General features: G+C 41.6%; 31 protein-coding genes and 1 tRNA gene. 14 read left to right on the top strand and 18 right to left on the bottom strand.

Annotated features, from left to right (window positions below; translation table 11 throughout):
- Nucleotides 1–67: 67 nt before the first annotated feature.
- The gene (prfC, locus tag V7K60_RS10855) at nucleotides 68–1,696 is read right to left on the bottom strand and encodes a peptide chain release factor 3 (RefSeq protein ID WP_334925334.1); all 1,629 of its coding nucleotides are present in this window, start codon (nucleotides 1,694–1,696) and stop codon (nucleotides 68–70) included.
- 124 nt (nucleotides 1,697–1,820) lie between these two features.
- On the opposite strand from prfC, the gene V7K60_RS10850 reads away from it, so the two are divergent.
- The 3 genes from V7K60_RS10850 to V7K60_RS10840 all read left to right on the top strand — a co-directional run bounded on the left by V7K60_RS10850 (nucleotide 1,821) and on the right by V7K60_RS10840 (nucleotide 4,449).
- Entirely contained in the window at nucleotides 1,821–2,180 is a 360-nt protein-coding gene (locus V7K60_RS10850; protein ID WP_334925332.1) for a DUF4870 domain-containing protein, read from the top strand.
- Between the two features lie 414 nt (nucleotides 2,181–2,594).
- On the top strand, nucleotides 2,595–3,575 hold the full coding sequence (gene hemB / locus V7K60_RS10845) for a porphobilinogen synthase (RefSeq protein ID WP_273763867.1): 981 nt from the start codon (nucleotides 2,595–2,597) through the stop codon (nucleotides 3,573–3,575).
- Nucleotides 3,576–4,011: 436 nt separating this feature from the next.
- On the top strand, nucleotides 4,012–4,449 hold the full coding sequence (locus V7K60_RS10840; protein ID WP_334925330.1) for a type II toxin-antitoxin system VapC family toxin: 438 nt from the start codon (nucleotides 4,012–4,014) through the stop codon (nucleotides 4,447–4,449).
- Between the two features lie 31 nt (nucleotides 4,450–4,480).
- Here V7K60_RS10840 and V7K60_RS10835 read toward each other — a convergent pair whose 3' ends face one another.
- Together V7K60_RS10835 and V7K60_RS10830 are read right to left on the bottom strand one after the other, a co-directional pair.
- On the bottom strand, nucleotides 4,481–4,669 hold the full coding sequence (locus tag V7K60_RS10835; protein WP_334925328.1) for a hypothetical protein: 189 nt from the start codon (nucleotides 4,667–4,669) through the stop codon (nucleotides 4,481–4,483).
- Nucleotides 4,670–4,681: 12 nt separating this feature from the next.
- Nucleotides 4,682–4,897, bottom strand: a complete 216-nt coding sequence (locus V7K60_RS10830; RefSeq protein ID WP_334925326.1) for a hypothetical protein — start codon at nucleotides 4,895–4,897, stop codon at nucleotides 4,682–4,684.
- A 308-nt stretch (nucleotides 4,898–5,205) separates the two neighbouring features.
- Between V7K60_RS10830 and V7K60_RS10825 the strand changes: the two genes are divergently transcribed.
- Nucleotides 5,206–5,997, top strand: a complete 792-nt coding sequence (locus V7K60_RS10825) for an IS5 family transposase (protein ID WP_334925324.1) — start codon at nucleotides 5,206–5,208, stop codon at nucleotides 5,995–5,997.
- A 114-nt stretch (nucleotides 5,998–6,111) separates the two neighbouring features.
- Here V7K60_RS10825 and V7K60_RS10820 read toward each other — a convergent pair whose 3' ends face one another.
- Entirely contained in the window at nucleotides 6,112–6,303 is a 192-nt protein-coding gene (locus V7K60_RS10820; protein WP_334925322.1) for a DUF6887 family protein, read from the bottom strand.
- Between the two features lie 23 nt (nucleotides 6,304–6,326).
- Nucleotides 6,327–6,473: a DUF6888 family protein gene (locus tag V7K60_RS35200; RefSeq protein ID WP_442944368.1), complete on the bottom strand. Its 147-nt coding sequence runs from the start codon at nucleotides 6,471–6,473 to the stop codon at nucleotides 6,327–6,329.
- Nucleotides 6,474–6,812: 339 nt separating this feature from the next.
- Between V7K60_RS35200 and V7K60_RS10815 the strand changes: the two genes are divergently transcribed.
- The 5 genes from V7K60_RS10815 to V7K60_RS10795 all read left to right on the top strand — a co-directional run bounded on the left by V7K60_RS10815 (nucleotide 6,813) and on the right by V7K60_RS10795 (nucleotide 11,460).
- On the top strand, nucleotides 6,813–7,796 hold the full coding sequence (locus V7K60_RS10815) for an alpha-ketoacid dehydrogenase subunit beta (RefSeq protein ID WP_292776035.1): 984 nt from the start codon (nucleotides 6,813–6,815) through the stop codon (nucleotides 7,794–7,796).
- A 138-nt stretch (nucleotides 7,797–7,934) separates the two neighbouring features.
- Nucleotides 7,935–9,353, top strand: coding sequence for a protein translocase subunit SecD (gene secD / locus V7K60_RS10810; protein ID WP_334925534.1), 1,419 nt, complete (start codon nucleotides 7,935–7,937; stop codon nucleotides 9,351–9,353).
- Complete coding sequence (secF, locus tag V7K60_RS10805; RefSeq protein WP_334925320.1) at nucleotides 9,350–10,324, top strand: protein translocase subunit SecF; 975 nt, start codon at nucleotides 9,350–9,352, stop codon at nucleotides 10,322–10,324. Before secD ends, secF begins: the two co-directional genes overlap by 4 nt.
- Nucleotides 10,325–10,396: 72 nt before the next feature.
- A complete protein-coding gene (locus V7K60_RS10800; RefSeq protein WP_334925318.1) occupies nucleotides 10,397–10,810 on the top strand; it encodes a hypothetical protein in 414 nt (137 codons plus the stop codon).
- 179 nt (nucleotides 10,811–10,989) lie between these two features.
- Entirely contained in the window at nucleotides 10,990–11,460 is a 471-nt protein-coding gene (locus V7K60_RS10795) for a GNAT family N-acetyltransferase (protein ID WP_334925317.1), read from the top strand.
- On the opposite strand, the gene V7K60_RS10790 is transcribed toward V7K60_RS10795, so the two are convergent.
- From V7K60_RS10790 to V7K60_RS10750, 9 genes are all read right to left on the bottom strand, one after another.
- Nucleotides 11,423–12,343 (bottom strand): sensor histidine kinase, encoded by a 921-nt coding sequence (locus tag V7K60_RS10790; protein WP_334925316.1) that lies wholly within the window; start codon nucleotides 12,341–12,343, stop codon nucleotides 11,423–11,425. The genes V7K60_RS10795 and V7K60_RS10790 overlap by 38 nt on opposite strands.
- Nucleotides 12,344–12,440: 97 nt before the next feature.
- A complete protein-coding gene (locus V7K60_RS10785) occupies nucleotides 12,441–13,049 on the bottom strand; it encodes an L-threonylcarbamoyladenylate synthase (RefSeq protein WP_334925315.1) in 609 nt (202 codons plus the stop codon).
- Between the two features lie 235 nt (nucleotides 13,050–13,284).
- On the bottom strand, nucleotides 13,285–13,683 hold the full coding sequence (locus tag V7K60_RS10780; RefSeq protein WP_334925314.1) for a hypothetical protein: 399 nt from the start codon (nucleotides 13,681–13,683) through the stop codon (nucleotides 13,285–13,287).
- Nucleotides 13,683–14,363: a hypothetical protein gene (locus V7K60_RS10775; protein ID WP_334925311.1), complete on the bottom strand. Its 681-nt coding sequence runs from the start codon at nucleotides 14,361–14,363 to the stop codon at nucleotides 13,683–13,685. The genes V7K60_RS10780 and V7K60_RS10775 overlap by 1 nt, the downstream gene beginning before the upstream one ends.
- A 2-nt stretch (nucleotides 14,364–14,365) precedes the next feature.
- The gene (locus V7K60_RS10770; protein ID WP_334925309.1) at nucleotides 14,366–15,076 is read right to left on the bottom strand and encodes a hypothetical protein; all 711 of its coding nucleotides are present in this window, start codon (nucleotides 15,074–15,076) and stop codon (nucleotides 14,366–14,368) included.
- A 200-nt stretch (nucleotides 15,077–15,276) separates the two neighbouring features.
- Nucleotides 15,277–16,167 (bottom strand): peptide chain release factor N(5)-glutamine methyltransferase, encoded by an 891-nt coding sequence (gene prmC, locus V7K60_RS10765; RefSeq protein ID WP_334925307.1) that lies wholly within the window; start codon nucleotides 16,165–16,167, stop codon nucleotides 15,277–15,279.
- Nucleotides 16,168–16,192: 25 nt separating this feature from the next.
- On the bottom strand, nucleotides 16,193–17,011 hold the full coding sequence (locus V7K60_RS10760) for a Tic22 family protein (RefSeq protein WP_334925305.1): 819 nt from the start codon (nucleotides 17,009–17,011) through the stop codon (nucleotides 16,193–16,195).
- 589 nt (nucleotides 17,012–17,600) lie between these two features.
- A tRNA-Pro gene (locus tag V7K60_RS10755) sits at nucleotides 17,601–17,674 on the bottom strand.
- Nucleotides 17,675–17,976: 302 nt separating this feature from the next.
- Nucleotides 17,977–18,528, bottom strand: a complete 552-nt coding sequence (locus V7K60_RS10750; protein ID WP_334925304.1) for a GNAT family N-acetyltransferase — start codon at nucleotides 18,526–18,528, stop codon at nucleotides 17,977–17,979.
- A 524-nt stretch (nucleotides 18,529–19,052) separates the two neighbouring features.
- Here V7K60_RS10750 and V7K60_RS10745 point away from each other — a divergent pair.
- Both V7K60_RS10745 and V7K60_RS10740 read left to right on the top strand, forming a co-directional pair.
- A complete protein-coding gene (locus tag V7K60_RS10745) occupies nucleotides 19,053–19,772 on the top strand; it encodes a hypothetical protein (protein WP_012410214.1) in 720 nt (239 codons plus the stop codon).
- 100 nt (nucleotides 19,773–19,872) lie between these two features.
- Nucleotides 19,873–20,787, top strand: a complete 915-nt coding sequence (locus V7K60_RS10740) for an alpha/beta fold hydrolase (protein ID WP_334925302.1) — start codon at nucleotides 19,873–19,875, stop codon at nucleotides 20,785–20,787.
- Between the two features lie 73 nt (nucleotides 20,788–20,860).
- On the opposite strand, the gene tsaD is transcribed toward V7K60_RS10740, so the two are convergent.
- Nucleotides 20,861–21,910 (bottom strand): tRNA (adenosine(37)-N6)-threonylcarbamoyltransferase complex transferase subunit TsaD, encoded by a 1,050-nt coding sequence (gene tsaD, locus V7K60_RS10735; protein ID WP_334925300.1) that lies wholly within the window; start codon nucleotides 21,908–21,910, stop codon nucleotides 20,861–20,863.
- Nucleotides 21,911–22,207: 297 nt separating this feature from the next.
- On the opposite strand from tsaD, the gene V7K60_RS10730 reads away from it, so the two are divergent.
- The 3 genes from V7K60_RS10730 to V7K60_RS10720 all read left to right on the top strand — a co-directional run bounded on the left by V7K60_RS10730 (nucleotide 22,208) and on the right by V7K60_RS10720 (nucleotide 23,689).
- Nucleotides 22,208–22,702, top strand: a complete 495-nt coding sequence (locus tag V7K60_RS10730) for a Photosystem I reaction center subunit III (protein ID WP_334925298.1) — start codon at nucleotides 22,208–22,210, stop codon at nucleotides 22,700–22,702.
- Nucleotides 22,703–22,741: 39 nt separating this feature from the next.
- Entirely contained in the window at nucleotides 22,742–22,891 is a 150-nt protein-coding gene (psaJ, locus tag V7K60_RS10725; RefSeq protein ID WP_094349471.1) for a photosystem I reaction center subunit IX, read from the top strand.
- A gap of 276 nt (nucleotides 22,892–23,167) precedes the next feature.
- Nucleotides 23,168–23,689, top strand: a complete 522-nt coding sequence (locus V7K60_RS10720) for a photosystem I reaction center protein subunit XI (RefSeq protein ID WP_334925296.1) — start codon at nucleotides 23,168–23,170, stop codon at nucleotides 23,687–23,689.
- 62 nt (nucleotides 23,690–23,751) lie between these two features.
- Here V7K60_RS10720 and gmk read toward each other — a convergent pair whose 3' ends face one another.
- The 3 genes from gmk to V7K60_RS10705 form a co-directional block, all read right to left on the bottom strand.
- Nucleotides 23,752–24,351 carry a guanylate kinase gene (gmk, locus tag V7K60_RS10715; RefSeq protein WP_334925532.1) on the bottom strand — a complete coding sequence of 200 codons (600 nt, stop codon included), beginning with the start codon at nucleotides 24,349–24,351 and terminating at the stop codon, nucleotides 23,752–23,754.
- 166 nt (nucleotides 24,352–24,517) lie between these two features.
- On the bottom strand, nucleotides 24,518–24,784 hold the full coding sequence (remA, locus tag V7K60_RS10710) for an extracellular matrix/biofilm regulator RemA (protein WP_073639751.1): 267 nt from the start codon (nucleotides 24,782–24,784) through the stop codon (nucleotides 24,518–24,520).
- Between the two features lie 256 nt (nucleotides 24,785–25,040).
- Nucleotides 25,041–25,490 carry a DUF29 domain-containing protein gene (locus tag V7K60_RS10705; RefSeq protein ID WP_334925294.1) on the bottom strand — a complete coding sequence of 150 codons (450 nt, stop codon included), beginning with the start codon at nucleotides 25,488–25,490 and terminating at the stop codon, nucleotides 25,041–25,043.
- Nucleotides 25,491–25,531 lie beyond the last annotated feature (41 nt).

Raw genomic sequence — 25,531 nt, 5'->3', positions numbered from 1 at the left:
TCAGAATTCAGTTGGATCTCCTGTTGGAATAATTCTGAATTCTGGATTCTGAATTCTATATTCTTCTTCACTCCTCCACTGGTTGTTGACTAGAAAATACTGGGGCAATCGCGCTTAATTTTAACTCTGGATGGTCGCCCAATAACTGTTGACAATTCCATTCATTACGGAATAGCAGCACTGGCCGTCCCATACTGTCTTTAACTGTAGTGGTATTGAATATTCGTCCCACCTTTTCTAATGCTTCCCAACCACCCTCAACCCAACGGGCGACACTGTAGGGCAATGGATCTAATATGGTTTCTACACCATACTCGTTTTGTAAGCGAAACTGCACTACCTCGAATTGCAACTGACCCACCGCCGCCAAAATTGGATCGCGCTTGGCTTCATCAGTTGAATACATAATTTGCACAGCGCCTTCTTCTCGCAATTCCGCAACGCCTTTTTGGAATTGTTTAGACTTCGAGGGGTTGGGATTCCTCATAGATGCAAACAGTTCTGGCGAAAAATACGGAATCCCTTCATATTCAAGCTTTTGCCCCGTGTAAATTGTATCCCCGATCGCAAAAACACCGGGATTGTTCAAACCGATCACATCGCCAGGATAAGCCACATCAATCGATTCTCGCTCTTGAGCAAAAAGTTTTTGCGGGCGAGATAGACGGATAAGTTTACCAATGCGGGCGTGATTCACCATCATATCTTTTTCAAACTTACCAGTGCAGACCCGGATAAATGCGACGCGATCGCGGTGCTTCGGGTCCATATTCGCTTGCAGTTTAAAGACAAACCCCGAAAACTCCGGGTATGTAGGGGGAACTTCGCCAACACTGCTGACATGAGAACCGGGTTTGAGGGCATAGTCGAGGAAATACTTGAGGAATAACTCTACCCCGAAGTTAGTCATGGCACTACCAAAGAACACAGGCGTCATTTTGCCTTCGTGTATCAACTGTAAATCTAGCTCTGGTCCAACTCCTTCTAACAGTTCTAGATCGTTTTTCAGTTGGTAGTACAAGTTTTGTTCTAGCTGTTCTTCTATTTTCGGATCGCCTAATTCTACTATCGTATCACGGGCTTCTCGGCTACCGTGGGCGCTGCGTTCAAATAGATGTATTTGTTGCTTGTGTCGGTCAAAAACACCTTTAAAGCGATCGCCCATGCCAATCGGCCAGTTGACTGCATAAGTTTGCAATCCCAATTCTTGCTCAATTTCATCCAACAATTCCAGAGGTTCCCTTCCTGGGCGATCAAGCTTGTTGATAAATGTAAAGATCGGGATACCCCGCAACTTACACACTTCAAACAATTTGCGCGTTTGGGGTTCCAAACCTTTTGCTGCATCAATCAACATCACGGCATTATCGGCGGCGGCAAGGGTACGATAAGTGTCTTCACTGAAATCTTGGTGTCCGGGAGTGTCTAATAAATTAATTTGACAATTCCGGTATTCAAATTGCAACACTGTGGAGGTAATGGAAATACCCCGTTGTTGCTCCATCGCCATCCAGTCAGAGGTAGCCTTGCGCTGTGCCCGTCGCGCCTTAACAGCCCCAGCTTCGTGAATTGCACCCCCGTACAAGAGTAGCTTTTCAGTTAGTGTAGTTTTACCCGCATCGGGGTGAGATATAATCGCAAAGTTGCGGCGAAGTTCAACTGCTTGAATAAGTTCAGACTGAAGTTCAGTAGACATAAATGTATTTGTTTGTTAGTTAACTTAATTTTTTTTGACTCTGGCAAGTCTTTTAATCTTAAGACAACGATGCTCATGATAGGGTCGTAGTATAACCAACAATCTGACTAAATAGGAGAAAGCAATGTACGACACAGACAAGCGAAAGCTTCTATCAGCCTTGTCGCATGGAGCGATTTTTTTCAGCACAACATTGGTATCTGTAGGTGTACCTATCGCCATACTGCTTGTATCTAACGATCCTGTTGTTAAAGAAAACGCCAAAGAATCCATCAATTTCCACTTTAATGTCTGGTTTTATGGTGCAATTCTGGGAGCACTGTTTTTTTTATTCGGCTGGTTAGTGTTACCTCTATTATTGCTGGGACCACTAGCTGGTCTGGGATATCTATTACACTGGGGATTAACAATTTGGGCGCTCATCGGAGTTTTCAACAATCCTGATATACCCTTCCGTTATCCCTATATTTTCCGAGTTTTTTAATGAGATTATAGGTATGAACATTGGGCATTGTCAGTTATTCGCTACCAAGTACAACATTTCATTAATTCGTAGCGAATTCTTTGCGTGCCTCTGCGTTGACCTCTGCGCCCCTACCCTGCGGGAAGGCAAAGCGCCTATACGTTTAAATTTCAACCCTCAATTCGCCAAGATTTTGCCAACAGATGGCCTTATCATTTTGAATTTTGAATTGCTTCATAATGTTGTTTTTTTTCTAGTCCGTCGGATAGGTGCAACCAAGCTGTAGAATACAAAATTGCCCCACAACTTGATTAAGAGTAGGGCAAAAGACAGTTAAGCACTGTTTGTAGTCTGTCTGACGGCAGGAAAATTTTAGCCTGCTTTTGTGACGCTTTGTTTTGTGTCTATTTGGGTTGTTTTTCTTCATAAAATTTTATGTTTCCTATACATCGCCCCCGTCGTCTGCGTACACATCCCCAATTGCGCCGGATGGTTCGTGAAACTGTTTTAACAACAAGCGATTTAATCTACCCACTATTTGCTGTACCAGGTGAGGGAATCGCTAATGAGGTGAAATCGATGCCTGGAGTCTACCAACTTTCGGTAGATAAAATTGTTGAAGAAGCAAAAGAAGTTTATGACTTAGGAATTCCTTCTATTATTTTATTTGGGATTCCAGCTGATAAAGATGTGGATGCCACTGGCGCTTGGCATGATTGCGGTATCGTCCAAAAAGCAGCGACAGCGGTAAAAGCAGCAGTACCAGATTTGATTGTAATTGCTGATACTTGTTTGTGTGAGTATACTAGCCACGGTCATTGTGGTTATCTGCAAGTTGGTGATTTAACAGGACGAGTTTTAAATGACCCAACTCTGGAATTGTTGAAGAAAACAGCGGTTTCTCAAGCGAAAGCTGGTGCCGATATCATCGCGCCTTCTGGGATGATGGATGGTTTTGTACAGGCGATTCGTGTGGGTTTGGATGAAGCCGGATTTCAAGATACGCCGATTTTATCTTATGCTGCTAAGTATGCTTCAGGTTATTATGGCCCGTTTAGGGATGCAGCAGACTCGACACCACAATTTGGGGACAGAAGAACTTACCAAATGGACCCAGGTAATGCCCGTGAAGCGATTAAAGAGATTGAATTAGATATCGCTGAAGGTGCTGATATGCTCATGGTTAAGCCAGCCTTGGCATACATGGATATTATTTGGCGCGTCAAGGAAGCTAGTAACTTGCCAGTTGCGGCTTACAATGTTTCTGGTGAGTATGCGATGGTGAAAGCTGCGGCTCTCAATGGTTGGATTGATGAAGAGCGGGTGGTTATGGAAACTTTAACTGGATTTAAACGGGCTGGTGCAGATTTGATATTGACTTATCATGCCAAAGATGCGGCGCGATGGTTAAAGTAGGCTAGGTATATTGAATACTAATTTAGTGGGAAATCTCACGCAGATGCGCTTCAGATGCAGAGTTGTGTTTTAGTGTTTGGGCGTGAGATTTTTGTGTTTTGGCTTGATCTGGTGCGAAATTCAAAAAAAACTAACTAATCCGCGTTATCCTTGTCATACGTGTATTGCAAGAATGATAAAAGTTATGCTCAGTGTCAAGCTGGACGAAGAAGTAGAACGGCAGTTAGCCGATATCTTGGCTCACCAGCAAACGGACAAGAGTGAGTTGATTTGACGCTTGATTGCTGAAAGCTGGCTGACCTTACAAGCGGGTAAAATCTTTGGTTGAGAGGCGGGGTGGACACCCTGAACATCTGCTGCAAGATGCACCAATGGATTTATCGGAACGCTCAAACCGTAAGAAAGCGATCGCTCAATATCTCAACAAGCGCCACCCATGACCTACTATCCGCTTATATTGGCGGATAGCGGGTTTTTATTTGCGTACTACAGCGCCACAGATCAGTATCACCAACAGGTGCGTCGTTTTTTTGAGAACTCTACTTCTAAGTTAGTGACTACGCCCATTTGTATTGCAGAAGTGGTGTGGTTGCTGAACTTTGATTGGCGTACACAAAACGAGTTTCTTCTAGATGTTGCTAAACAACTTTATGAGTGTGAGCAACTATTACCGCAAGATTTTTCGCACATTGCTGAGTTGAATACTCAGTATATAGATTTACCAGGGGATTTTGCAGATTTATCCTTGATTGTCATTTCAGAACGCTTAGATATTGCTGTGATGCCTGCGGCAGGCTACGCCTACCCTACTTTGGACAGTGATTTTGATATTTATCGACATTACCGGAAAAAACCTTTTGAGCGGGTGTTTTAAGGATAGCGATCGCTACTTCATTATAATTTTTTTAGCGGACACCACTAGCTAAGATTCCTAAAATTTTATTGACATCTTTAAGATAATATTCACTTAAATTAATCTGGATAGATTGCCCTTCTAATTTTAAAAATTGCCAAATACTTCCAGTTGTAACAGTTCCATAAATTATCAAATTTTCATTACCTGCTCGTTCGTTAAATATTCGTGCTGCTAACATTTCGGCTACACATTATCCTAAACCAGCAGGAATGTTTTCTTTTTTAGCTTCTACAATAATAATGACTGGTGCAGTGATAATTAGTCTTTCTGGATAACGGGTAATTATAAAATTACAGATTCCATTTAAACCTTGTGCAGGATCAACATTGAATTCAACACCAGAAAACAAATTTATCTGGTCATTTAATTGTCGCCTCAAATTTAGTAAAATTGGAGAAATAATCATCTGAGAGCGAGCTTTTTCACTATTGCTAGCAATAGCTATAGGTAAATTATATTGAAGGATTTATTTTAATAAATTACTGGATTCTATCTCAGATATATTAGCAAAAATATCAGTTTGCTCAATAGTATTTATTTGAAAATTCTGTTTAATTCTCTCTAAAGTAAAATCAATATATGACATATCAGGAGACACCTTCAGACAACAACGATAAAACTTAATCTAAGAGGATGTTTGAAAAGTTAGGAGTTGAGTAAAAAAGCTCTTACGGCATAAGCTGTAAATACGTAGATACAGCACCATTGAGAGCGATGAGTAAAGCATACTCCAGTAACCTGACCCAAGACCAATGGGAATTGCTAGAACCGTTAATTCCAAGGGGCAAAAAAGGTGGTCGTCCAAGGAAAGTCGAGGTTTGGGAGGTAATCAACGCCATTTTTTATGTATTGACACAAGGATCTACTTGGCGAAACCTACCGGGAGACTTTCCCAACTGGCAAACAGTGTATACCTACTTTCGCAATTGGCGTACTGACGGAACATGGATGAGCATCCATGACCGACTCAGAGGTTGGGTGAGGGTAGAAAACGAGCGATTTGTTAGCCCATCAGAAGCAATAATTGATAGTCAAAGTGTTAAAAGTGCAGCGATGGTAAGCCTTGACGTTGGCTACGACGCAGCAAAAAAGGTCAAAGGACGCAAGCAGTTTTTAACCGTGGATACATTAGGTTTAGTACTGCGAGTTTTTGTGACAGCAGCGAGTGTAGACGAACGCTTAGGCGGTAAACAAGTACTCAACAAGGTCAGACATATGGGAGACACCGTTTCACGTCTTTCTACTATCTGGGTTGATGGTGGTTACGATGGCAACCCTTTTATGCAGTGGGTGATGGATTTTTACCGATGGATTGTCCAAGTTGTACTGCGACCCCATGAGCACAAGGGTTTTGTTTTGTTACCTAAACGTTGGGTAATAGAAAGAACCTTGGGCTGGCTGACTGGGTGTCGGCGTTTGAACAAAGATTATGAACTATTACCAGAAACTTCTGAGACTTTTATCTATCTTGCTACGATTCGCATCATGGTAAGGCGTTTGGCATAAATTTTTACCGCTCATAACTTTTCAAACACCCTCTAAGAAATAACAACCTCACAGGATACGAAATGTAGGGAATGAAGTATCTTGGAGGTTTGTTACGCCGCTTCATCCCTTTGCTCAAAATGACTGAGTTTCGATGAAATAGTTAATTTGCAAGCTATCTATTGACTGCGGTGCAGGGAAAATTACAGCGTCTTCAGAGATGAATCGATCTAAATAAGTTTGAAAGGCTTCATCATCTTCTCTGTGGTCAAGGATATATTGACGCAATTGGACACGGGGCATTGTGATAAAATCTGGCTTACTCATACATATCTCCACTTCCCGTCTAGCTAAATTATAATTTCATTTTCCTCACCAGCGATAATTACAAGATTTTTTGTTCGTTGATCGATTCGGACTAAAAACACAGGTAAATACATTTTAGTAGCCCAAAAACTTAAGATAAACAACGTTTTTAATTGTTCTACAGTAGGCATATTTAAATTATTGCTACAACAAAATTTTTACTCTGGTGTGACTAAAGTAAGTTAGTATCTTTCAATCGGGAAATTTTGAGTATATTTTACACAGATACCTAAGTTTTATTACATAGAGAAATCAGCCGTATTTGCTAAAGTGTCAGGCGATCGCTCATAAAGCTCATAAAACCTCTAAAATCTAAATTAAATAGCTTTGATATAGTTATGGCAATTACTCGCTCTATGTTTGGGGCGGTTCGTTTAAAAAACCTAAACTCTAACCAGTGCGATCGCTCACCTTATTTGGGACAGCAGCACGATAAAATTCTAAAACCATAATCGTACTAAAAGGTCTAAATGGCAGAAACACTATTCTTCAACGCCTTACGGGAAGCCATTGATGAAGAAATGGCGCGTGACTCCAGCGTATTCGTTCTCGGTGAAGATGTCGGGCACTACGGCGGTTCCTATAAAGTTACCAAAGACCTGTACCAAAAATATGGCGAACTCCGCATTCTAGACACCCCTATAGCTGAAAATAGCTTTACTGGGATGGCTGTGGGAGCCGCAATGACTGGGTTGCGTCCGATCATTGAAGGCATGAACATGGGCTTTTTACTGCTCGCCTTCAATCAAATATCCAACAACGCTGGGATGCTGCGCTATACTTCTGGCGGTAACTTTAAAATTCCGATGGTAATTCGCGGCCCTGGAGGTGTGGGACGGCAGCTAGGCGCAGAACATTCCCAGCGACTAGAAACTTACTTCCAAGCTGTGCCAGGGTTGAAGATTGTTGCCTGCTCCACACCAAGAAATGCTAAAGGACTGTTGAAATCCGCTATCCGTGATGATAATCCAGTGTTGTTCTTTGAACACGTTTTACTTTACAACTTGAAAGAAGATTTACCAGAAGAAGAATACCTGCTCCCCTTAGATAAAGCAGAAATTGTACGTCCAGGTAAAGATGTGACAATTATTACTTACTCCCGGATGCGCCATCATGTAGTCCAAGCCGTAAAAACTCTTGAAAAACAAGGATATGATCCAGAAGTTATCGATTTAATATCCCTCAAACCATTAGATTTTGATACCATTGGTGCATCAATACGTAAAACCCATAAAGTCATTGTTGTGGAAGAATCCATGAGAACTGCGGGTATTGGAGCAGAAGTCATCGCCTCCATAAACGATCGCTTATTCGATGAATTGGATGCGCCAGTACTGCGGCTTTCTTCCCAAGATATTCCTACACCTTACAACGGCAATCTGGAACGACTAACAATCATCCAACCAGAGCAAATAGTAGAAGCTGTGGAAAAAATGGTGGCGTTGCGAGTATAGGGAAAAGGGAACAGGGAATAGGGAATAGGGAATAAATTCAACCCCTACTCCCTACTCCCCACTTTCCACTCCCCATTTCCTAACTCATAACTCCTCAAAAGAGCGCTATTATAGCGTTTGTCAGTTGCGAGTTATGGTATGCAAAGACAGCGATCGCTATTCATTTTGATTTTAGTCCTGATAATCGCCGCTATTACGGTGATTGCCACAATTCCGATACCCCTTGGGCTGGACTTGCGCGGAGGTTCACAGCTCACAATTCAGGTAAAACCATCAGCAGAAATTCCCAAAATCACCGACCGAGAATTGGAAGGTGTGAAGAAAGTTGTCGAAGGTCGGATTAATGGTCTGGGTGTTTCTGAGCCAGTAATCCAAACAGTCAGCTCAGATAAAATCTTGGTGCAACTACCAGGAGTCAACGATCCAGAGCAAGCTGAACGGGTATTAGGGGGTACGGCGCAGTTAGAATTTCGTACCCAAAAGCCGAATACAGAAACTCAACTGCTTGCTTTTCAAGCATCAAGAGCCGAATTAAAATTCAAGCAAGAAGAGTTGCGAAAGAGTACTGACAAAGCGGCAATTGTCAATAATCAAGAAAATTTACAGAAAAATAATCAAGCGATCGCAGAATTGTTTGAAAGCACCAATCCACCGCTAATTGGCAAATACCTCAAGGATGCCTATGGTGAACCCACTCAAGGTAACAACTGGAATGTTGCCATTCGCTTCGACGAAAAGGGTGGTGAACTATTTGCCAATTTGACGAAAAATCTCGCTGGTACTGGGCGTAGTATTGGTGTTTTTCTGGACAATGAAGTTATTAGCGCTCCTACCGTGGGTATAGAATTTGCCGCGACTGGCATTACTGGTGGCTCTGCTGTGATTACAGGACGGTTTACCGCCCAACAAGCCAATGACTTAGGCGTGCAACTACGCGGTGGGGCATTACCCGTACCAGTAGAAATAGTTGAAAACCGTACCGTCGGGGCAAGTTTAGGTAAAGATAGTATTCAACGCAGTATTTACGCTGGTATTGGCGGATTGCTGTTAGTATTAATTTTCATGTTAGTTTACTACCGACTACCAGGGTTAATTGCCGACTTTTCTTTAATTATCTATGCGCTATTGACTTATGCCACCTTCGCTTTGCTAGGCATTACATTAACTCTCCCCGGTATTGCTGGGTTTATCCTCAGTATCGGCATGGCAGTTGATGCTAACGTATTGATTTTTGAGCGCACCCGTGAAGAACTACGTGCTGGTAAAACTTTATATCGTTCTGTAGAGTCTGGATTCTACCGAGCTTGGTCTAGCATTTTAGATAGTCATGTCACATCATTAATATCTTGTGCAGCATTGTTTTGGTTAGGAGCAGGTTTAGTTAAAGGCTTTGCTTTGACATTGGCGCTAGGGTTAGGGGTGAATTTGTTTACTGCCATTACTTGTAGTCGCACACTGCTGTTCTTAACATTGGGATTTCCCAACTTGCGTAAGCCAGAGTTGTTTTGTCCCAATCTCTCAACGTCAATTAAGTCTGGTGCGGAGGTACAGTCATGAAATTTAGTGTCATCAAACGTCGGAGACTTTGGTGGACAATTTCTGCCACCCTGATGATCGTTAGCATCGTGGCGATGGTGATTTCTTGGCAACAACTAGGCGCACCACTACGTCCCAGTTTAGATTTTGTTGGTGGTACGCGACTACAATTTGAACGCGATTGTACACAAGCAAACAGCTGTACTCAACCGATTGAAATTTCTGATGTTAGGGAAGTAGTTGACACTCAGAAGCTAAATAATAGTAGCATCCAAGTTGTTGGTCAAAAACAACAGGGAATATCCATTCGCACAAAGACATTAAATGTCGAGCAACGCACCCAGTTGCAAACAGCTTTGAGTGAAAAAATTGGAGCCTTTAACCCGAAAGTAACTCAAATTGACACTGTTGGGCCAACACTTGGTCGTCAGCTATTTTCTCAAGGGTTATTAGCTCTGGTTGTCTCCTTTGCTGGGATCGTTATTTATTTAAGTGTGCGGTTCCAGGTGGACTATGCCGTAATTGCAATTCTTGCCTTGTTCCATGATGTTTTGATTACGCTGGGTGTTTTCGCCATCTTAGGATTAATAGTAGGTATTGAAGTTGATAGCCTTTTTGTGGTTGCTATTTTGACTATTACTGGTTTCTCGGTGACAGATACCGTGGTCATCTACGATCGCATTCGGGAAATACTGAATCAACATCCTAACGATCGCATTGACAAAGTTGTTAATGATGCAACCAATCAAACTTTAACGCGATCGATTAATACCACGTTAACCGTTTTGCTAACATTATTTTCCCTATTCCTATTTGGCGGCGAAACCCTGAGAAACTTCGCCCTGGCCTTAATTATTGGATTTATAATGGGTGCATATTCAAGTATTTTCATCGCCAGTACTCTCCTAGCTTGGTGGCGAGAGCGCAGGGGTGAATCCCAGCTGGTAGAAAGTGCTGAGATTGATACATCTCCCAGTTCTCAGGATAGTTAAACTTGTGTATATTTCACAATTGGGTGAAAGCATTTTGAATTGCTCACCCACGCCTTGCAATCTTATTCCCCTATGGATCAACCGGAAGAACCATTAAATACTGTCCCAGATTTTGAGAAATCTGACCCATCATTTGCTCAACAAGTACAAAGACTACATCAGCTAACAGTATATGGTCGGTGGCTGTTTGTCGGCTGTTTATGGCTGACCATTGCGCCTGTTTCCTTGTGGGGTCTACGTGCAGAAATTGCTCTGTGGCAACAATATTTTACCTGGGTGGCAGTGAGATTTGGATTATTCTACCATCCACTGTCTACCTTTGGTCTAGCCTTTTGTCTAGGGATGACTGCTGCTGTTTTAGTTTGGCAGAGTCGGAATATTCTACTCGGACTGCCACCACAGGAAAAACAACGTTTAGAAAAACAAGTTTATCGGATACGTCAACAGGGAGCAACTCATCCTCTATGGAAGTGGGTTTGTCATTAAATTTTCTTTCTCTACACGTACAGCAATTTATAGCAAAATATGACTTAACCATACTAGACATCTGCTGAAAAAGAATATAAAGACTTAGCACTACTAAGTCTCTACAAGATTTCTGGATGATGCATATTTAATTTCACCAAATGTCTGCTTAAAGATACTGCCAAAAGTGGATGCCATACATGAACGATCTTCAGATTAAATTTAGCGATCGCAAGTCTGAAATTGACCTTTATCAACTCCAAAAACTGTTAAACGTTTCCGCTTTCTGGGCAAAGGGACGCAGTATTGAAGATTTAGGTATAGCCATTGCCAACAGTGAGCCAGTAATTTCCGTCTGGAATAGTGATCGGCTCATTGGCTTTGCCAGAGCAACATCTGATGGCATCTATCGCGCCACAATTTGGGATGTTGTGATTCATCCAGAATATCAACATAGTGGCTTGGGAAGCAATTTAGTAGAAACCGTTTTAAGACATCCCCGCATAAAGTGGGTTGAGCGCGTTTACCTGATGACTACTCACCAACAGGGTTTCTACGAAAAGATTGGTTTTCAAACCAATAGCACCACTACGATGGTGCTATACAATCAAGCTAACCGTGCTTTTGTTTGTGCTACAGAAGTTCAGCTTCAGGAATCACTAGGGGGATAGAGATTTGTAGTCTGGTAAGCTGCTGAAGTGGTTCCTTCACAGTGGTTGAGGGCAAGATTTCTAACTTTCCTCCCATAACTTCCAGCAGAGTCTGGTTAATCAACAGCCTCATTCCTGGGGAAAGAGCAGTCTTGTTTTGGTCAATCTGGGTCAACCGATCTTCAAATTTGAGCAAATCAATCGGCTCGCTCCAGGGTACAGCATGGGTTGGTAAATCCAGCCAAATATTTACAAAATTGTTTGTAGATAGGGTGCTACTGGAAATACAAATGCTGCCTTCCTCCATCTGGGTAATCGCAGTGTCTATTAAACTTATCAATACTTGGCGGAGCCAGAGGTAATCTGTCAAAACATAAATTTCTGAGTCGGCGGGTAATAACTGTAAGGGAAAATTGCGATTTGCCGCCAGCATATAAGTTAAGTCATGAACCTCCTCTAAAATTGGGGCTAAGGGTCTGGGCTGAATATCTAATTTATTGGTGCCATGTTCAGCTCTAGCAACGTTGAGAATTTCATCCATTAGCTTCAGCAGCTTCAGTGTTCGCTCGTGAGCTTGGGCAATAAATTCTCGCTCTTCAGCTGGATTTTCACACAAATCTGACAAAATTAACTGATGTAAGCCAATCAAACCATTAAAAGGCGATCGCAATTCATGGGTAGTTCGCGCCAAAAAACCAGCTTTAAACTGGCTCATTTCCCTTGCCATCAGGTATGCTAGCTGTGTTTGCTGTAGCTGTTGTGATATTAGTGACATATCCTGTTGAGCTAATGGCGCTACTGGAGATGAGCTAGACGAAACATTTGACAAACGCCCAAATAACTGACGGAAAACCATACCTAGTGCTATTCCTGCTCCTAGATATATCCAGTTGCTCCAATTCATATCTGGCAATTATTAATTTGCTAATTGACTACAACAGCGCAAACTAAAGTTTCAGATTTCTCTGTTGTTAAAACCACGAAAACAACATTATAGCTACCTATACTTGGTTATCACTTGAAATATCTAACTCGATTGCACCTTGTCGCAAAATCTGCCAATTTATCCCTGTCCATTTAGCAACGGTGGAAGGTATACCCATCCCTAGTATTTCCCCCTGGTATTCTGTCGTTGCTAAAGTCAGAACCTGGGGAAACTGAGTCTCAATTTCTGTGATTGTTTGCAAAGGCGGCTGACCAGAAAAATTGGCGCTAGTGGTGGCAAGAGGGCCTGTTTGCGCCAAAATAGTTTGAGCGATCACACTGTTTGGTACTCGAATCCCAATTGTTGTTGGATCGATGGGATTCATAACTTTTGGTAAGCGTTCACTCGCTGGCAAAACTAATGTCAGCCCTCCTGGCCAATATTTATCTGCTACTTCTTGCCAAACTTTATATTCATTCTCCCTACCTTTGACATACGGCCACAAATCTTCAGCACTAGCCGCCATCAAAATCAAAGGTTTGTCTTGACTGCGTTGTTTAGCCGCAAAAATTAATGCTGCTTTTTCTGGTATCGCTGCAAGTGCCGGAACTGTATCAGTAGGAAAGCTCACCAAAAGCCCAGCGCGTGTGCCAGCTATGAGATTTTCTAAAGAAACTTGGGTCATGTATACTGACAATATTCGTCAACAAATTTTACTGTTGTTGCGGATGAACGAGGCTTTATCATGCTAAGAGCCTTGGTTTTGTCATTTAATACTCTTGCCGACAGTAGTCCGTAAAGCCAACTATCGTTCTAGCTCAATGCCAGAATATATTACCCTGGCATGTGACAAAATTTGTTCTGCAAGTGTGACTGACACGCGAATTGTTCTGGTTTTGCCATTGTTCCCAATTTTGCATTTACGGATTTATAATTCGTGATTGTTTTGCCAGTAAACCCGCAAGACGTTCAGCCGTAACTGCATCATCATTAACATCAGGTAGGCCAATTATATTAGCATGGTCTAAAGAGTCTTGTATCACATCTAACCCTAAATCACGAATGCGTCCTACGTGCAAACTTGCTAGTGCAAAACACTTGTTAAACTTTGCCGCACACTGCTTAGGCGAGCAGTGTGCGGCAATATTAACTGAAAGACCTTTTTCGTTTTTATTTTTACGTAAAAAATAAGCATCCGCTTTTACTCTTTCTGTATCTTTATCTATCCATTGTTTTCTAAGCAATGCTCTGTAAACAATGGCGCTACATGGCAATGGCTTATATTCTTTCTTGCCACTAGTAGATTGTTCACCATCCATCACACCTGATTGAGCCAGTCTAACCAACTCGCTAAATTGAATCCTGTGACATTCTTGACAATATTATATTCTGAATCTTTCTCATGGTACAAATATACTTCTTTAGAGTGGTCACAAGGACAAATCAGACGAACTTCGGCTTCTGGTTCAAGTTTAGTCCAGGTCAGTCGAATACCTCCTTCGTCATCCGTAGAAACAGACGCTTTTCTAAAAGAATCTTTCAAAAATTGTGAGGCTTCAGTAATAATGCTCCACGCTTTATCAAAAGCATAAACACTAGGTCTTACAATACCGTATTCATCTTCTTCATCTTCTTGCCAAAGTTCAATCAGGCGTTCTTGAGTGATTTTTAATGCCTCATTCAATGAATTACTTGATCCCGCAAAGCTAGATAGATGTCTTCTGGAAAATATTTCAATAGGATCTTGTTTTATAGGTTGAATATCTTCTTTTAATTTCTCAAGAGATTTAACAATTGCTAATATTTTTGAAACTTTATCCGATGTGAAAACTTGAACATAAACTGATTGTTTGCTAGTAACTTTAGTTTTTGTTAAACTATCAAAATTTGTAACACCACTAATAATTGAAGCTTTAACATATTGGTTAATTGAATATTCAATAATACTTTCTTCTGTATCTATTGCTGACTGGTTTTGTGAATCTAGTATAGCTATCATATCTAATTATTTGGAAAATAAAGTTGTAAAATAGCTTGTGATTCAAGCTGCATAAGACTAAAAAAACTTTTTATTTCCTCTAGATTAAACTTGCGATCTTCTAAATCTTGTGCAAGTGTATTTAAATCTTGTTCTACTATTAGTGCTGAATGCGTTTGCTCGTTGTTTGCTATCAATCCACTTTTACAGCGAGTCCACACATTAACCACAAAGTTTTCTATATTTTTAATAGAATGGTTGTGAATTTCAAAGTTCTCAGAGGAGGAAAACACTTGATCTATTAATTCTGGCTTACAAAATTTCTTACTTAACAAAGTTGCTGGTTTTTGTGTTTGATGAACTCTTATTGTAACCAAGCCCAAGCGGTTAACTTCTATTTGCATTGACTGAATGTAATATTCTAATACTTCCTTGCAAATATCAATAATTTCTTCTCTTTCTGTTTGTACATTGTCAGTTTTTAACCATAAAGAATTAATTCGCGCAGGTGAAATTTCTAACCTATAAGCTCTATCTTTACTTTGCAACACTATTCTAGGAACCTCTAAAGGAACTTCTTCCGGTAGAGGTAGTGCCTGTACATCACCATCATATCTTTGGGAATATTTACTTAAAATTATACCTAAAGCCTTTGAAGCAGCAAAGGAAGAAATATTTGGTGTAAAAATTGATAATTGAAGTGTAACTACGTTTAAGTCTTGCGCCTTAAGCATCTTGCAACTACCAGAAATTAACTATACAAGTCCTGTAAAACAAAAGCTTTGGTTTTAAGGACTCATACATACAGTTTTTGTTTTGTATGTTTAGCTTCTTGTACAACACAATTATCAAGGCTTTAGCCTCAATAATTTTGCTGTTAGCATTAATTTACTACAATTAGCAAGTAAAATATATAAAATTTCTAACTCTACTCCTAACTTTTATAAGCAAGGGCAAAGCGTTCAATTCCAGCTAAATCAGCGTGAATTTGAATTTTACAATAGCTACCTTGATTTTGCAAAATTTCTCGCACGGCATCTGCCTGTCCTGCCATCATCTCAATCAGCCACACCCCACCCGATCGCAAATAACTAGGGGAGATTTCGATCAAATGGCGAATGCAATCTAAGCCATCAGTGCCACCATCCAAAGCTAGATGTGGTTCGTGGTTAACTACTTCTGGCTGCAAAGTAGGTAAGGTGCTGGTGGGGATGTAAGGAGGATTGGACACCATACCACTGAACTGACCTTTTAAGAATGCCAGTGGCTCCCACCAGGAACCTTGATAAAATTGAATCCGGTCAGCAAGACCCAAATTATCGGCGTTGGAGCGAGCGATCGCCAGAGCTTCTAAACTGTAATCAACAGCATGAATTGTTGCTTTTGGCAAGATATCTGCTAATCCCAGTGCGATCGCTCCACTGCCAGTACCCAAATCTGCCCAGTGTCCTGAACCATTCCTAGCAGATGCTTCAGCTAAATCAATTAAACACTCTGTCTCTGGTCTAGGAATCAAAACCGCACTCGACACCGCAAGTTTAAACTGACGCCAAGGTGTAACTCCGGCAATATACTGCACTGGTAAGCGGTCATTTAATCGCCTCTGCCACAGGTGCTCTAACTCTTCTAGAGGCAATTGCAGTTGAATTTGCGGCCAGTTTTTAAAAGACTCCAAACGCAGTGCCAAGCGGTCTAACCCAGCTACCTCTAAAAGTAGCCAATCTATTTCCATTGGTGGGACATCAGTGGCTCCTGCTGCTTCAAGAGCTGCATTCCGCCACTGCCAAAGTTGTAAACCAGAGACTATTAAATGTTTCTCCCCCATACCTCAACCTTGGAGCGCATATCCGTTATTTTTTCGGAGCGGGGGCAGCAGCTGGCTTGGCCGCTGGTGATTGATTTGGCGCCAGGGAGCGAATAAAATTGATCGACTCCCGTGATGGATACAGAACAATTTTATTGATACTAGGATCGCTGCTGCTATTGAGAGCTTCCATAACACCGTACAAGTCCACCACCTGAATTTCAGTATTGGCTCCTTCCTTTGGCACGGCTTTTTTGAATTCCTCTAACAGAGCCACTGCTTGTTCTTTCTCAAAAAAGAAAGGTATGTATCGTTCATTACCTTTGGCAAGAGGAATAGTCAGATAGCTATTATCTTTCTTAAATTTTGGTACAAATAAGGGAATACCATTGAATTGCTCTACCTTTTTACCATTTTGATTGAGCATACTTGTTGCTGAGGCTACTTGCTGTTGCGTCGGCACTAAAGTATAAATCACAGAATCTGATTTCTTTTTGCTTTCTTGGACTATTTTATAGTAGTCTGCCAAGGACAAAGGTCTAACCTGTAGGGTGCCTGCCAATTGGGGATTTTCTTTTTTGAGCCGATTGTCAAGGAATTTTTGAGCATCTTGCTTGCTAATAAAAAATCCCACTTGTGACACCGGCTTGGATGCGTTGTTTCTCGAAAGAACTACAAATTCGCCTTTAGGATTGGTAAGCGTGAATACAGGTACTTCTTGGAGCTTTTTCACTACCTGATCTTGTGGCAAGGCGATCGCCTCTAGATTGCCCATTCCTGGTATATTACCTATTCCTGAAAGCCCTGTTAAAAATACACTGCCAGCTATACCCAATGTTGCGCCTAAGCGAATAAATGATTTCATGACTGCTCCTCGCATCAATAGTCCAATTAAATTAAACAAATGGTTGGATTTGCACAGCACCAACTAGCTTTAGTTATATAGCAATTCATTTTAGTTGTGAAAAATTCATTGTGCGCGTTGAAGTTGAGTGTTAAGCCTCAACGGTCAAAATCCAATGTTCCCTAACTATTTAGAGTTGCTATAGTATCATTTTCACAAATTGGCTGTGCTAACGTTGTGTTTTTCTAGCTTTCGCTTCGCTATTTACCGCGAAATGCCGTAGATGCCTATTATATGTCTTCTCAAACAGCAAAAAATCTCTCCATCTCTCCAAGCTTGGAGATGATAAATGCTATTTTATCGGCTTTTTCTAATATTGGTTGACGCTATTAGTTAATCAATCGTTCCATCTACGATTGCTTTAATCTCTTCTCAAATCTATACAAAGCTCAGTATTAAAAATCACCTTACTACTTAATTAGGAAATTTACCTGTTAAACTTCAACAGCAGAACAGTCTAATTGGTCCTCTCCATAAAAATATCCAATTAAATTGCAGATTTGGCAAAAAACCTAGCTAATTACTTTAACGGTTAACTATATTAGTTCAATCGGGATGACAGGATTTGAACCTGCGGCATCCTGCTCCCAAAGCAGGCGCGCTACCAAGCTGCGCTACATCCCGTTATACTTAATCTACTTTTTTTGGTTTGGTTTTAGTTTTCCATCAAAGCGATCGCGCTTTCACAAAAGCGTTAAGGCAATCATATCACATAACACCGCTCATCCCTAATATATTTATATTTTCTGCAAATACTAGCTAGATTAGATATTTAGACTGATAAAGGTTTGTCTGCCGACTTAGTTTTACAAGAGATATTACTTGTGCGTTCGTCGGCTAAACCTTGTCAAACCAAATTAAAATAATAGATTTGTACTACTATACCTGATTTTATTGTGCGAATCGGGTTTTATTTGGATTGAGCATTAGTGAGGATACCAGAACATGCCTTTGATGCCTTCTGGATCAGCCATAAACCCCATAGTTCGGTAAAAATCTACAACGTGGGGGTCAGCGAAGAGAGTGACATTACTAATTTCTTCACTCCTAAGTTTTTTGAGAACGTATTTCATCAGCGCCTTGCCCAGTCCTTGACTTTGAAAGTCTGGGTGAACCACTACATCCCAGATAGTGGCATTAAACGCGTGATCTGAGGTAGCACGGGCAAAACCAATGAGCCGCTTTTGGTTTCCTCTCACTTGCCACATTGAGGCAACGAGAAAACTATGCTCAATAGCTTTTTTTACTTTTCTTAAAGGACGACGCGACCAACCAACTGCATCACAGAGTTCTTCTAGCTCATATAGGTCAATATCTCGTTCCGTGCTGAAGACGATCCGAGCCTCCTTTGAAGCAGCTTCGCTAATACCACTGGGGCTAGAGTTGCCCGCAGTTTCCGCTGTATGCTCTTCAAAGAGGTTTGTCCTAGTTGTCCCTACAGATTCAGGAGTACTAAACCAAGTTTTCCAAAAACCCATGCCAACGCGGTTCGGGTAGTATAACTGAATTGGTTTCCACTCTCAGGAGTGTTGATTCACTTTTAACATCGCTACCCCATTTACTACCCTTTACACTCAAAGTTTTTCGGTTGTTTTCGGGATTTGCAATGGTAACAGCCAGTTAGAGCGTGTTTCACACCAATCATTTTCAACTTTAGCATTTTGTTGTAAAGGCTAGGAGAAATTCACCAAAAGGGTAAGGATATAAACAATTCAAAATTCAAAATTCATAATGGAAAAACCTAATCCTGGCAATTGCTCGTATAGAGCTTAAATGCACGTTAGCTTAGGAGTGAATTGTATACACGGGATTGGGCATTGGGCATGGAGAAGAGACAAGGTAGACAAGAAAGAGGGGGGAGACAAGGGAGAGGCTTGTTCAATAATTCTCCCTTGTCCCCTTGTCCCCCTTGTCCCTTTGTCTCCCCAGTCCCCAGCCCCCAACACCCACTCCCTAACACCCAGCCCCAGATGACGAAAGCAAGCGAGTTTTACCCTTAACAATGGCTTCTGGTTTAAAATCTTCGACACTGGAACTCCTAAAGCGCTTTAACCGAGCGTTTCCCCAGTTTTATGAGCAATTCGTCAGTAGTGAAATTCAACTGCAAAATTTGCGGCTAGCCTACCGTCTCTATAAAACTAGACGCGCTGTTATTGAGCTGAAACCGGAAGGTAGCAAAAGTGCCCTGCATTTTGCTTACCGCAACCAGTCTTTTCTCCTCAGCGATATTTTTGGTGTACTAGCAGCTTATGGATTGACTATCCACGGTCTAAGTCTATACGGTCAAATCCGTCCGCCAATGTTAGTTTTTATCAAACTGTTGGTATCTCGTGGTAGTAAAGCCTTGACCGAGAAAACCGCAGAAAATGTTTGTCGTGCCATTCGCGAGGCTTTAGGAGGTCGGTTTGAGGTAGAAGAGATGCTGGCAGTAGAATTTAATCTTGACACTGGCTTAGAGCAGGTACAAACGGAGTTCTATGTCGATCCGGTCTTTCATCTCCCTGCTCTAGTGATTGAAGCTGATAATCAACCAGGATTATTCTACAAAGTGATGTACGCTATCTGGCAGGAAGACCTTTTGGTAGTCAATGCCAATTTACTGGTTTGGCGCGGACGTACACGGCTAATTCTCTACTTGTTAGGGCCGAATGAAAGCCTCATTCCTGAATATCTGGGTCACAAAATTGCTGAAGGAGTGCGACAGAGGTTGCTGGGTAAATAAAAAAGTGAGGAGTTATGAGTTAAAAATTCCTCACTCCTAACTTCTAACTCTTTCCACTTTAGTATTTAGTCGCACCCGTCCTTAAGGGTACGATACAAGTATGGCAACTATTGAAATCTTGGGCGTTCCACACGCATACGAGCTAACGGCTCCCACTTACTGCCCCCATGCTTTAGTATTTATCCACGGTTGGCTCAATAGCCGTGGATATTGGCAACCTGTGATTTCCCGCCTATCAGATGATTTGCAGTGCCTGTCCTATGATTTGCGGGGTTTTGGTGAATCTCAATCCCAGGTAAAAACCGATTTTAGTCGAGCACAAACGTCTTTGAGTCTGACGCCCATCAGTAGTGCGGTTGGCTCATCTTTCGATTCTCTTTATACTCCTGCTGCGTATACTCAGGATTTAGCAGCTCTCCTGAAACAGCTAAATATTACAAGTGCTTGGCTAATTGGTCACTCATTAGGCGGGACGATTGCTCTTTGGGGAGCAGATCAAATGCCTGAGTGTGTTAAGGGAGTTATCTGTATTAACGCTGGCGGTGGTATTTACCTCAAAGAAGCCTTTGAGCAGTTTCGCTCGGCGGGTCAGAAATTTTTGCAAGTCCGTCCGCGCTGGCTGTCTCAAGTGCCTTTGATTGATTTGCTGTTTACTAGAGCTAGTGTGGCTCGTCCTTTGGAGCGCTATTGGGCACGTCAGCGAGTAATAGATTTCGTTGTGGCTGATCCAGAAGCGGCTCTGGGAACTCTGTTAGATTCCACAACTGAAGAAGAAATCAATCGTTTACCTGAGCTAGTATCCCAACTAAAGCAGCCAGTTTATTTTTTGGCTGGCGCCCAAGACAAGGTTATGGAACCCAAGTATGTGCGCCATTTAGCTAGCTTTCACAGACTTTTTCAATATTGTGGTGACAATGTTCTGGAAATTCCTAATTGCGGACATCTGGCTATGTTAGAACAGCCGGATGCAGTGGCTGATCACATCCGGGCAATAGTTAATAGTTATAGGGTATAGGGCATTGGGCACTTGTACTGAGCGTAGTCGAAGTATTGGGCATTGGTAGTTACAAATGACAAATGACAAATGACTACTCAACAGGTTGATACAACTTCATCACCTGAGTAAGCCCTAACCTAGACTCAACGCCTAGTGTAAGGGGAGATGTATGACCACGGGATAGATGGTCAGCAGCGGCACAGCCAATCATGGCGGCGTTATCGGTACAGAATTTTAGAGGTGGGAATAGGACGCGTAGGTTATGTTTAACGGCGGCGGCTTGGAGGTTTTTTCTCAACCCGCTGTTTGCAGCTACACCGCCACCAATGGCAATTGTATCTAGACCATAGTCTACGGCACAAACGATCGCTCTTTTGGTTAGCGATCGCGCTACCGTATCCTGAAAGCTAGCTGCTACATCTGCCACTGGTACTTGTCCACTATTTTTCTCTAACTGCTGCACTAAACGTAATACAGCCGTTTTTAACCCACTAAAACTCGCATCATAACGATGAAACCCCCCACCAGGTAGAGAAACTCTTCCTTCTGGTAAAGCAAAGGCTTGAGGATTGCCCTGTTGTGCCAACTTGTCAATCACTGGGCCACCTGGATAACCCAGCTTTAACAATCGCGCCACTTTATCAAAGGCTTCACCTGCAGCATCATCACGGGTTTGTCCCAGAGTTTCGTATTTACCACAATCTTTGACATAAATCAAGCTTGTATGTCCGCCTGAAACCAGTAAGCTAAGGAAAGGGGCATTTAAAGTTGATTCGCTCAGGTAAGTTGCGTAAATGTGACCTTCGAGGTGATGAACCCCCAAAAATGGCTTGTTGTGTACCATCGCTAGAGTTTTGGCAGCAGTTAACCCCACCAACAGCGCTCCTACAAGTCCAGGCGCACAAGTGGCGGCAATTGCGTCAATTTTTCCCCAGTCTAGTTGGGCTTGCTCTAGGGCTTGTGCGATCGCAACATTTATCGTTTCCAAGTGCTGGCGAGACGCTACTTCTGGCACTACCCCGCCATACTGCTGATGGACTGGAATTTGTGAGGCTACGATACTGCTGCAAACTTTACGATTCTTAACAATTGCGACGGCTGTTTCATCACAACTGGTTTCTATTGCTAAAACGGTTGTCATTGAGAGTTCTGAGTGCTGTTAGCGGATAGCTAGGGTTTAGCCCGTGCTGAATCCTGAATAGTAGAGAAAAAATCTTGCTTCTTTACTACCCTACAACAACAATTCTTATACTCGGCGTTCTAACTGGGCACTCAACACTCTGTTTTGGTTGAGAAGCTTTAACTTTTATTTACTTAAACTTTACTCGGTTCCCACCCAAGAGTATGATGACTTCCTAGTTATGCAAATAAACAACTGTACAAGCCGCTTCGTTTTGTACAAAGAACTTCTTGTTTTGTAATAAAAGGAAACAACTCTATGCGACGATTGTTTGCTTTGATGTTAGCGATTAGTCTTTGGTTCAATTTTGCCCCCCCAGCACAAGCTTTAGGGGCTAATTTGACACCGTGCAAAGACAATCCCGCTTTTCAAGAGCTAGCAGCTAATGCCCGTAACACCACTGCCGATCCCCAATCAGGGATAAAGCGATTTGAGCGTTATTCTCAAGAACTGTGTGGTCCTGAGGGGTATCCCCACTTGATTGTCGATGGTCGTCTAGATCATGCTGGTGACTTCCTGATCCCTAGTATTCTGTTTCTATACATTGCTGGTTGGATTGGTTGGGTCGGTCGTGCCTATCTGCAAGCAATCAAAAAGGAATCTGACACTGAACAAAAAGAAATCCAAATCGATCTTGGTTTGGCACTACCCATAATAGCGTCAGGCTTTACTTGGCCAGTAGCAGCAGTCCAAGAATTGCTCTCTGGAAAATTAGCAGCCAAGGATACAGAAATCCCCATTTCTCCACGCTAAATCAGTTTAACTAATTCATTCATTTTGGAGACTAAATTCATGGCAGACAAAGGCGATCAATCAGCTTATTTGATTAAATTCATTTCCACAGCGCCTGTGGCAGCTACGATATGGCTGTTCATCACAGCAGGTATCTTGATTGAATTCAACCGCTTTTTCCCCGACCTACTTTTTCACCCACTACCATAAGTGTTAAATAGGATTTAGGAAAGTTGAATCAATGTCTTGTTTTTTGCTTAATATTGTGTAGTTGATGTATTCAGCTTAGTTAGGCAGAATTATCACCAAAATAGACAGCAAAAATAGTTTTTTGAAACTCGCGATCCTGTTGACAGATCGCGAGTTCACGGATTTAAAACAAGCTAAATTAATTTTTCTAAACTTCCTAAACAAAATGCTTCTTTAGCTACAATTATTATTAATATGAAAATGCCACCATTTTAATTTTAGAGGCGAACATAAAATATGGCACAAGCAGTAGATGCATCAAAGAATCTTCCCAGCGATCCCAGAAATCGGGAAGTTGTTTTTCCCGCATTTGGCGATCCACAGCTAGGCAACCTAGAAACCCCGATTAATGCTTCTCCCTTGAGCAAGTGGTTCATTAATTATTTACCTGCCTATCGCCCAGGTCTGGCTCCTGCTAGACGCGGTTTAGAAGTTGGTATGGCTCATGGTTACTGGCTATTTGGTCCCTTTGCCAAATTGGGCCCACTGCGTGATACAAATGATGCTAACTTAGCTGGGTTGCTGTCAGCCATTGGCCTGGTTGTAGTTCTCACAGGCGCTCTGTCACTGTATGCCAGTAGCAATCCACCCAAAGCACTTCCTAGTGTTACCGTACCTAGGCTTCCAGCAGATGCTTTTAACTCTAAAGAAAGCTGGAACAACTTCGCCAGTTCTTTCTTGATTGGTGGTATTGGTGGTGCAGTAGTTGCTTACTTTTTGACTAGTAATTTGGCACTAATTCAAGGTCTGTTTGGTTAATTACTAGGAGTTAGGAGTTAGGAGTTTAAATAATTCATAACTTCTAACTCTTAACTCCTAATTTATTTAAACAAAACTGCTTCAATATTATTTAAAGCAGTTTCAAAATCGTCATTAACGATTTGAATATCAAATTCATCTGCGGCTTGAATTTCTTCTTGGGCGCGGAGCAGACGACGGGCGATCGCTTCTTCAGAATCTTGGGCACGAGAGCGTATTCGTTTCTCTAATTCATCAAAGGAAGGCGGTAAAATAAAAATGCTGAGGGTACTGGGAAAGGAAGCACGAATTTGTCTTGCCCCTTCTAATTCAATTTCCAGCACCACTAACTTACTGGCATGAATTTGGTTAAGTACAGCTTCACGGGGAGTGCCGTAATAGTTACCAGCAAATTCTGCCGATTCTAAAAATTCACCTTCAGTAACTAATTGCTCAAACTTACTGCGGCTGATAAAGTAATAACTTTTGCCATCAATTTCCCCTGGACGGGGAGAACGAGTTGTCACGGACACAGAATAATAGAGTTCTGGATGACGCTCTAGGAGCGATCGCATTAAAGTGCCTTTACCGACCCCACTGGGGCCAGTTAAAACAATTAACCTGCCTAAATGTAAGCATTCTTCGGTAGTCGCACTACTCTGGATGGGTAAAACTGGCATCATCCCTTCAACCTGTGAATCAATCAATACATATTATTCATTAGTCTTGTGTTCCTGGTCTAGTCCACTAGTGACTAAAGAATTTGTAGTAAGAGTGACAGAAAATTTGTCTAATTCACATAGTACTACCGATACGGTACAAAGAGGAGTGGGAAAAATCTACTGCTAGTCAATTATCTACAGTTTGATGATCGCGAGAAATTACAAAGCGATTCGCTACCGTTTCCGGCTGAATCGCTGACAGAATTACGTGGCTGGAATCGGTGATAATTACAGCTCTAGTGCGACGACCGTAAGTTGCATCAATCAGTTGACCTCTATCCCGTGCATCGGTAATAATCCGCTTAATCGGGGCAGACTCTGGACTGACAATGGCAACTACTCGGTTGGCAGACACGATGTTACCAAAGCCGATGTTGATTAACTGAATGTCCATAAAAAAACTGACGCTAAACGCGGTTTGATAAAGCTTGAAATAAACTTATCCTCATGTTATCGCCAAAAAACGGGAGTTACAACGCTTAAATTCAAGCCAATCTGAGTTTTTAAATAACGTCTACTTTTTTTAGCTATTTATTAGCTATTTTTCCTGAAAATCTTCCTAAAGATACAGGTGCAATTCCGCTGATCCAAGCTAATTAAATGATGTATTTTTATCTTTATGTAAAGGGACTAGTACCGCAAAACAAAATTTAAAATTCAAATGGTGGTAAATAATCCACATTTAAAATTTGCTCAATGCTATAAGGACAAGTTTGCGGAAAACAATTCAATCCACTTTTCTTTTTTGCTTGTCGTAGCGCATCAATGTAGACTTCTTCAAGCACTGTGAGCAGATAGTTGTAGAGGTTTTTAGATTTAGTTAATTTCCTGAGTTCCACCCGAAAATTATCAATTTCCACTTCCCAATGATTTTTACATTCAGGGAGGCTCCAATGTTGATACAAAAGCAAATGCTTGAGAAGTTGCAGTAAATAACTTTCGAGCTTGTGCTTCTGTTCATTACCCAATCCTTCAATCTCCTCAATCAAATGATCCCAATCAAGATACTCTAAATCTCTTTCTTGCAATTGTTTCAATGTAGTTTCTAACCACAAGTGATAATCCTGTTTATAGAGAATTTGAGTAAGTATTTTAGACATTATTTAACATTCTCCTAATTTACGAAGATTTGGAATTAGGT

The organism is Nostoc sp. (assembly GCF_036917555.1).
In the GTDB taxonomy this organism is placed as follows: Bacteria; Cyanobacteriota; Cyanobacteriia; order Cyanobacteriales; family Nostocaceae; genus Nostoc.
The sequence above is the reverse complement of the archived record's forward strand: the minus strand, read 5'-3'. Positions and strand labels throughout refer to the sequence as shown.

Excerpts from the sequence above, each read along its gene's own strand:
- prfC (WP_334925334.1), bottom strand. The coding sequence starts at position 1,696 with ATGTCTACTGAACTTCAGTCTGAACTTATTCAAGCAGTTGAACTTCGC.
- V7K60_RS10850 (WP_334925332.1), top strand. The coding sequence starts at position 1,821 with ATGTACGACACAGACAAGCGAAAGCTTCTATCAGCCTTGTCGCATGGA.
- hemB (WP_273763867.1), top strand. The coding sequence starts at position 2,595 with ATGTTTCCTATACATCGCCCCCGTCGTCTGCGTACACATCCCCAATTG.
- V7K60_RS10840 (WP_334925330.1), top strand. The coding sequence starts at position 4,012 with ATGACCTACTATCCGCTTATATTGGCGGATAGCGGGTTTTTATTTGCG.
- V7K60_RS10835 (WP_334925328.1), bottom strand. The coding sequence starts at position 4,669 with ATGTTAGCAGCACGAATATTTAACGAACGAGCAGGTAATGAAAATTTG.
- V7K60_RS10830 (WP_334925326.1), bottom strand. The coding sequence starts at position 4,897 with ATGATTATTTCTCCAATTTTACTAAATTTGAGGCGACAATTAAATGAC.
- V7K60_RS10825 (WP_334925324.1), top strand. The coding sequence starts at position 5,206 with ATGAGTAAAGCATACTCCAGTAACCTGACCCAAGACCAATGGGAATTG.
- V7K60_RS10820 (WP_334925322.1), bottom strand. The coding sequence starts at position 6,303 with ATGAGTAAGCCAGATTTTATCACAATGCCCCGTGTCCAATTGCGTCAA.
- V7K60_RS35200 (WP_442944368.1), bottom strand. The coding sequence starts at position 6,473 with ATGCCTACTGTAGAACAATTAAAAACGTTGTTTATCTTAAGTTTTTGG.
- V7K60_RS10815 (WP_292776035.1), top strand. The coding sequence starts at position 6,813 with ATGGCAGAAACACTATTCTTCAACGCCTTACGGGAAGCCATTGATGAA.
- secD (WP_334925534.1), top strand. The coding sequence starts at position 7,935 with ATGCAAAGACAGCGATCGCTATTCATTTTGATTTTAGTCCTGATAATC.
- secF (WP_334925320.1), top strand. The coding sequence starts at position 9,350 with ATGAAATTTAGTGTCATCAAACGTCGGAGACTTTGGTGGACAATTTCT.
- V7K60_RS10800 (WP_334925318.1), top strand. The coding sequence starts at position 10,397 with ATGGATCAACCGGAAGAACCATTAAATACTGTCCCAGATTTTGAGAAA.
- V7K60_RS10795 (WP_334925317.1), top strand. The coding sequence starts at position 10,990 with ATGAACGATCTTCAGATTAAATTTAGCGATCGCAAGTCTGAAATTGAC.
- V7K60_RS10790 (WP_334925316.1), bottom strand. The coding sequence starts at position 12,343 with ATGAATTGGAGCAACTGGATATATCTAGGAGCAGGAATAGCACTAGGT.
- V7K60_RS10785 (WP_334925315.1), bottom strand. The coding sequence starts at position 13,049 with ATGACCCAAGTTTCTTTAGAAAATCTCATAGCTGGCACACGCGCTGGG.
- V7K60_RS10780 (WP_334925314.1), bottom strand. The coding sequence starts at position 13,683 with ATGGATGGTGAACAATCTACTAGTGGCAAGAAAGAATATAAGCCATTG.
- V7K60_RS10775 (WP_334925311.1), bottom strand. The coding sequence starts at position 14,363 with ATGATAGCTATACTAGATTCACAAAACCAGTCAGCAATAGATACAGAA.
- V7K60_RS10770 (WP_334925309.1), bottom strand. The coding sequence starts at position 15,076 with ATGCTTAAGGCGCAAGACTTAAACGTAGTTACACTTCAATTATCAATT.
- prmC (WP_334925307.1), bottom strand. The coding sequence starts at position 16,167 with ATGGGGGAGAAACATTTAATAGTCTCTGGTTTACAACTTTGGCAGTGG.
- V7K60_RS10760 (WP_334925305.1), bottom strand. The coding sequence starts at position 17,011 with ATGAAATCATTTATTCGCTTAGGCGCAACATTGGGTATAGCTGGCAGT.
- V7K60_RS10750 (WP_334925304.1), bottom strand. The coding sequence starts at position 18,528 with ATGGGTTTTTGGAAAACTTGGTTTAGTACTCCTGAATCTGTAGGGACA.
- V7K60_RS10745 (WP_012410214.1), top strand. The coding sequence starts at position 19,053 with ATGGCTTCTGGTTTAAAATCTTCGACACTGGAACTCCTAAAGCGCTTT.
- V7K60_RS10740 (WP_334925302.1), top strand. The coding sequence starts at position 19,873 with ATGGCAACTATTGAAATCTTGGGCGTTCCACACGCATACGAGCTAACG.
- tsaD (WP_334925300.1), bottom strand. The coding sequence starts at position 21,910 with ATGACAACCGTTTTAGCAATAGAAACCAGTTGTGATGAAACAGCCGTC.
- V7K60_RS10730 (WP_334925298.1), top strand. The coding sequence starts at position 22,208 with ATGCGACGATTGTTTGCTTTGATGTTAGCGATTAGTCTTTGGTTCAAT.
- psaJ (WP_094349471.1), top strand. The coding sequence starts at position 22,742 with ATGGCAGACAAAGGCGATCAATCAGCTTATTTGATTAAATTCATTTCC.
- V7K60_RS10720 (WP_334925296.1), top strand. The coding sequence starts at position 23,168 with ATGGCACAAGCAGTAGATGCATCAAAGAATCTTCCCAGCGATCCCAGA.
- gmk (WP_334925532.1), bottom strand. The coding sequence starts at position 24,351 with ATGATGCCAGTTTTACCCATCCAGAGTAGTGCGACTACCGAAGAATGC.
- remA (WP_073639751.1), bottom strand. The coding sequence starts at position 24,784 with ATGGACATTCAGTTAATCAACATCGGCTTTGGTAACATCGTGTCTGCC.
- V7K60_RS10705 (WP_334925294.1), bottom strand. The coding sequence starts at position 25,490 with ATGTCTAAAATACTTACTCAAATTCTCTATAAACAGGATTATCACTTG.